The 3,088-nt window shown below is 58.2% G+C and carries 2 protein-coding genes; both read right to left on the bottom strand.

What is annotated here, in order from left to right; translation table 11 throughout:
- Nucleotides 1-217: UvrD-helicase domain-containing protein (locus tag QZP87_RS01005; protein WP_291321062.1), on the bottom strand; the 217-nt coding region annotated here is incomplete at its 3' end.
- Nucleotides 207-2,921, bottom strand: coding sequence for a PD-(D/E)XK nuclease family protein (locus QZP87_RS01000; RefSeq protein ID WP_291321061.1), 2,715 nt, complete (start codon nt 2,919-2,921; stop codon nt 207-209). The genes QZP87_RS01000 and QZP87_RS01005, both read right to left, overlap by 11 nt.
- Nucleotides 2,922-3,088: the final 167 nt, after the last annotated feature.

Below are 3,088 nucleotides of genomic sequence, written 5' to 3'. Positions count from 1 at the left end.
GGGCCTGCAGGATGCGGGTGCGCATCTCCCCGGCGGCCTTGCGGGTGAAGGTGATGGCCACCACCTCTTCCGGGGCCTGGACAGTGCATAGAAGGGCCAGGGTGCGCTGGGTCAGCAGTTCAGTCTTGCCCGATCCGGCCGGGGCCTGGACTATGAATGAACGTTTAGGGTCCAGGGCTTGACTTCGCTGTGCTGCGTCTTCAATTTCAGGTGACATCAGGGGGTTCCTGTGTAAAAGGTTGTCCGGTTTCAAATATGCGGCAAATAGATTCCAGGTCGCACTGGCGGCAGGCATTAGGGCTTTCCGGATCAACCCGGGCCTGGCCCTGCATGAATTCCTGGGCCAGCTTTTCCAGGCTTTTTTTCCAGTCCTGCAAAAGTTCGTCCCAGTGCTGGTAATGACTGGTAAGCTTATGGGATGCAAAGCCCTTGCAGCCGGGCACTATGCCGTCCTCCTGTCCCAGGCCCACAAAGGCGCATTCTCCCTTGCGCACAACCCCGAAATAAACCCCGGCTACATGTTCGGGGCAAAACAGGGTGTAAAGGGGGACCTGGGGCTCCACCGGGCGCTTTTTGAACCATTCGGACATGGCATGCCTGCCGGACTTGTAGTCAATTACCACCAGCCTTCCGTCTTCCAGGCGATCCATCCTGTCGGCCACGACATTCAGCTCCAGCCCATTGATGCTGATGTTTGAGCGTTTCTCCAGTTCCTGCACCTGGAAGGGCTGTCTTTGTTCCTCCAGGGCCAGCCATTCCTGCAAAAGATCCTGCAGGCGCTCTCTTTCCAGTTCCTGAAACCGGGAGGTCATTGTCTGCGGCCTCTGGGAATGCATTTCCCGGATGGCCTGATCCACTGCCTGGTCAATCATCTGCAGACGCCTGTCGCCTGTCAGATTAAGAAGAGCAGCCTGATCCCGGCAGGATTGCCAGAAATATTCCAGGGCCGCGTGCATGATTATGCCCCTCTCGGGGGGACCCAGGCCCACGACTGGTTCTTCCAGGCTCCGGGCGTGCATGCGGTGACGGGCAAAGGCCTGGAAGGGACAGAGTGCCTGGGAGCGAAGCACCCCGGTTCCTCCGGGAGCCCGGGATGCCTGGCTCAAGGGCGGGGCCTGTTCATTCTGAAAGTATTCCAGGTGTTTCCCGGGGAGGAGTTGGGACCAGGGGTCCGGGTCGGGCAACAGCCCGGGCTCATTGAATTCCAGGCCTGATATCTCCCTTAACAGGGGGCTGGGCAAAAGTTCCAGATCCTCTTCCCGGCAGGGGTAGCTGAGTATGGCCCGGGAGGGATTCTGCAAAAGCCTGTGCATGATCCTGCGGGCGTAATCCAGTTCATGCTGCGGGCTTGAACGGGGCATATCCAGGTGTTTCTGCAGAGATACGGGCAGAAAGGGGCTGGGCTCGGGAGACTGGGGCCAGGCCTGGTCGGTAAGCCCCATGATCCACAACTCGTCAAAGGATTCGCTTTCCGCTTCCAGCATGCCCATTATGCGTACCCGGACTTCAGGCGGTTCCGGCTGAAATATGGTCTCATTAAGGATCCGGCTGAGTGTCTGAGTCGCCTGGGACATGCCCGTGGAGGGCATTACCCGGTCCAGGCCGGCCAGGCGTTTGAGGCAGGCGTTGAAGGCCTGCACGGTCTGGTATTCATGACTGCTGAGGGTTATGTCCCCCGGCCAGCCCAGATCCTGCAGCAAAAGATCAAGATCCTGGGCCCAGGCACTGGGAGGCTGGGTTGATGGCAGCTCCTTGATCCTGGCCTGAAAGGCCTTGAGGCTCCGGGCAAGAACAAGGCAGGACCAGGATTTTGAACTGTCTGCGGCCTTGTCCAGAAGGAAGGAAAAAGAGATCTGTGGTTCGCGGGTTTTGCGCAACAGTGTTTCCAGGCCGCTGCGGGCTGGTGTTTCACTTTTTGCCCCTTTCAGGAAAGGGGTGTTCAAGACGGCACTGACTGTCTCCAGGGGCAGGGGGTCCAGGCGCAGATCCAGAAGGTGCAGGGCAGAGCGGATCAAGGGATAGCCGGACAGCGGTCTTCCCAGGGAGAGGTCATAGGCCCGCTTTTCCGGGGGCAGGGGTTCAAAGGCAGTATCCGGATGCAAAAGCGCATCAAAGGTGTGTATGATTTCCTGGCGCACAGAGTAGAGATCCGGGACCACCACCCCTATGCGCTGTTCATGGTCTGATTCAAGCCTGGTGCGCACCCACAGGGCACAGGTGCGCATCTCCTGCTCCCGGTCTGCCAGGGGCAGCAGGGTTTTTGCGGGGTCGTTGCGGGCGGGTTCCAGGTGGTTTATCTTACAGCCAAGACTCTCCAGGACATCCAGGATATGTTCCTGAACCGGGCTTAGATTTTCCAGGCCGGCCAGCACCAGGTGTGCGGGACAAGGCAGGCAGCCCTTTTCAAGCATGCGGGCCACATGCCGGGTATGCCTTGCCTCCTCCATCCAGCCGCGGCTTTGGGTATAATCCCTGAAAGCAGTACTCCACTCCAGAAAGGCCCTGTGGTCTGGAGAGCTCCAGAGTGCCGGGTCCTGGTGGTCCTGCAGGTTCCATTGCTCAAAAAGGGTCCATGCCCGGGCCGCCTGGCGGGCTGTTTCCTCCAGGTGCAGAAGTCCCCGGGAGTGCGGGGACTGCCGGATGATATCCTCCCACAGAGAAAGCTCCTGGTCCCGGGTGATGGGCAAAGGATGGGAAACATCCGGGTGGTGGTAGGTGATCTCTTCCATGCAGCGCATGATCCAGCTGCTCAAGGGCAGGATATCCGGAGTCTCCCAAGCGGTGCGGCCCGTTGAAGCCTGGTGGCTGGTAAAGCGCTGCAGCATGCTGCGGCTCAGCCTGCGGTTTACTGTGAGCAGCAAGGCACCCTCTTCCAGGGCCTGGAAAACATCCTTTTCAGGAAGATAATGAGTTTGGGGCATGGCTTGAATTATAAAGGAAAGCTACAGGATTTCAAGGGTTAGGGGGAGAGTGTCTGGCTTGACAAATACCAGGGATTTCAAAGAAACTCCCTGGCGGTTACTTATGATAATTTGATATTTTTAAGACAGGAGCCAGAATATGCTTGATTTTGATGAACTGACAATTC

Source organism: Desulfonatronospira sp., from assembly GCA_003563255.1.
GTDB lineage: Bacteria > Desulfobacterota > Desulfovibrionia > Desulfovibrionales > Desulfonatronovibrionaceae > Desulfonatronospira.
This window is presented reverse-complemented; position numbering and strand designations above follow the sequence as displayed.

Excerpts from the sequence above, each read along its gene's own strand:
- QZP87_RS01000 (WP_291321061.1), bottom strand. The coding sequence starts at position 2,921 with ATGCCCCAAACTCATTATCTTCCTGAAAAGGATGTTTTCCAGGCCCTG.